Genomic DNA, 2,585 nt, shown 5'->3' with positions numbered 1-2,585 from the left:
CAGTGCCCGCGCCCCGCGCCGCCGCGCCCCGCGCCGCCGCGCCAGCCGGTGCGCCGCCAGCCGGCGTCGCGGGGGAGCTGCGCTGCTTCGCGGCAGGCGTGCCACGCGCTCAGCGGCGCACGATGCGCGCAAGACGGATTCTGCGGTACCGGCCCCACGAATGCCGCAGACCGGGGAGATGAAGGACCTAGCCCTCGACAGTGACGGCCCCGTGTGCCCAGCGTGCTGGGCCGAGATGACCAAGGTCCAGGACGCCAGCCCGCTGCCGAAGTTCCTCGGTCTGGGTCAGTAGCCGAATCCGCTGAGGCGCTGCTGGTCGTTTACGGTCGATACTCTTTCGGCGGCGGCGATGTTGGCAGGTCGCCTGGGGCAGCTCGGCCTCCGAAAGTCATGGTGGCGATCGAGGACAGCCCGGCACCGATGCCCTTGGCGAGGAACGACACGATTGCCCCAAGGACTTGCCATAGCCCAGCATGGCCACGTGACTGTGTCATGCGGTACCTCAATCTCTGGGTCGTGTGCGTCTCGGCGTCGAAAGCCTGCACGATCGCGCAGCTACTTTTCGGCGCGTGCTTGCCACTCTACGAGGGTGGTCAACGTGTGACCAGTAGGCACAAGTACAAGATCGTCTGTACGTCTACCCGGTGTCACCAGCAGCTAAAAGAGCGTGACATTCTGCCGTCACGCGTGGACTCATCCGCTGTCCCGCAAGCCGGACCTCGACGGCCGCAGATTCGGGGCCAAGTAGCCGAGGTTCCGGAGTTTCGGGGGAGTGGCGTTTGGGAACACTGAAGGGCGAGGCCACCGCCGAGTTGATGGCCCCGTCTCAGCGGTCGCGACGATCAACACGTTGGCGCCTGTGTTTGGGGAGCTGATGGGCGCTCGGTCGGGAGCGGTCAGAAAATTGCCCCGCGCGGTTATTCGGTGGCACAAGCCTCGGGGAGCGCCGACTGGGAATGAACGTGTGCCAACTATTGCGAGGACCAGAGGTCGAGTTGCGACCAGCCTGGGGGCACGCCCATTGACTCAAGAGTCAGATGATCAGAATCGGGGAAGGCCTGAATGAGCTCGACTACGCGGGCGGGCCATCCGCTATCCGGGTCAATCGAACGCAATAGGTATGCCATTACCGCGAGGGCGTTGTACAGGCCAAACACCTGCTTCGCGACCGTTGCCTCCTTGAGATGACCGAGAAGAGGAACTTGTGTGTGGGTGGGGCGTGCGGGTGCGCTGACGAGTTTGCGGTTGAAGAGGCGTGCATGGTGCGCTGAGACGTTCCGGACGTAGTTCAAGCTTGAGATCCAGCTGCTCATTACTTTCTTGGATGGTGCCCCGTAGGCAGTCGCAATTTCGGTCGCGATCGAATTGTTCAATCCTGAGTAGAGTCGCCCAAGTTGCCCCAGCTCCAAGATTTCGGTGAGGGCCCAGATGGGCATTTCGTCGTCGTACTTATCGCGAAAGTGCGCAACGAATGCTTCGTCAGACTCTGACTGACGCGCATTCACGCGCTCGATCCACTGCTGGTGCTTGCTCGGCGTGGTGTCGCCCGTTCTGGTGTCGGTCTGCGCCTCAGTGAATGAACCCACGAAGTTGGAGGGATCAAGGTGAGCGAACGCCGATTGCCTGCCGAGTACGTACCCGACCTGCATGCGGAAAGATATTTCGATTCTTTCGATGCCGTCGAGGACGAGCAGCCGTAGGCGACGATCAAAATCTATGAGTGTGGCGGCGTATTCGACCGAGGTACCAGAGCGATAGTGGTTGAGGATGCGGACCCGACGTCGGCCTTCATCATCCACGTACGCTTCAGATTCGCGAAGCGGGTAGAGATAGCCAGTGAGGCGGTAATAGCCAACGGCTTGGAGTATCTGCCGGCAGTTCTCTGGGTCTCGAACCTCGACGCCACGAGACGCGAGTTTGGCCATTTGGTCTTCAAGCGACAGCCATTTTTTGATGTACTCAACCACGAGTCTCCTGGTTAAAGAAAATCAGCCCGAGCCGTGAGGCGAGCGGGCTGATCGTGATGAGATCACCGTACCACAGCCAGCCTGCAGCGCCTTGGAAACGAACCGAAAGCTCGTCCCTTCAGAATCGCGATCGCGAAGCCTCTAACGGATCCCAGTGCCCGGACGTGTCTCGTTGGATGAACCCTCAACGGCGACCTCGTGGGGCAGGTCACCGCCGTAGCTGAAGCGCTCACCTGTGGTGAGCATCACGCTGAATCCAAGGCTGGACGACACATCGGCTCCGGGCAGTCCCGCCCGATTCGTTGGATGCCGGCGGTTGCGGTGAAGCGTGCTGGATAAGCTGCGGTCATGTCTAAACGTGTCGTCGTGGTTGTCGCGGGTCTCATGCTGGTTGCTATCGCGGCGGTGTTCTATCTGTTCGGCGGCAACCCGCTGCGTGGCGGCATCCAGGGTCTAATTGAACCAAGGTCAGCGATGACGATCGATGAGGTGTTGGCGGGGTTTGAGAGCCTTCCGGGGGGTTGCGTCCCCTCGAGTGGTGTAGTTCCCGGGTTTCGATCGTTGGATTAACAACGTAGGAAACCACCGTGCGATGGTCAGTGAGAACCGTTCAAAGTT

3 protein-coding genes are annotated in these 2,585 nt (G+C 61.0%); 2 read left to right on the top strand and 1 reads right to left on the bottom strand.

Going from position 1 to position 2,585, the window contains the following annotated elements:
• Nucleotides 1-292 (top strand): hypothetical protein (locus tag E3O49_RS16905; RefSeq protein WP_206750570.1); only part of this gene is annotated, 292 nt, incomplete at its 5' end.
• Between the two features lie 679 nt (nt 293-971).
• Here E3O49_RS16905 and E3O49_RS16390 read toward each other — a convergent pair.
• On the bottom strand, nt 972-1,967 hold the full coding sequence (locus E3O49_RS16390) for an Abi family protein (protein ID WP_134451905.1): 996 nt from the start codon (nt 1,965-1,967) through the stop codon (nt 972-974).
• 348 nt (nt 1,968-2,315) lie between these two features.
• Between E3O49_RS16390 and E3O49_RS16385 the strand changes: the two genes are divergently transcribed.
• Complete coding sequence (locus tag E3O49_RS16385) at nt 2,316-2,537, top strand: hypothetical protein (protein ID WP_134366609.1); 222 nt, start codon at nt 2,316-2,318, stop codon at nt 2,535-2,537.
• The last annotated feature ends 48 nt before the right edge of the window (nt 2,538-2,585 follow it).

This window comes from Cryobacterium shii (assembly GCF_004402595.1).
Taxonomy (GTDB): Bacteria; Actinomycetota; Actinomycetes; order Actinomycetales; family Microbacteriaceae; genus Cryobacterium; species Cryobacterium shii.
Note: the sequence above shows the minus strand (reverse complement) of the source record. Positions and strands in the feature narration are given on the sequence as shown.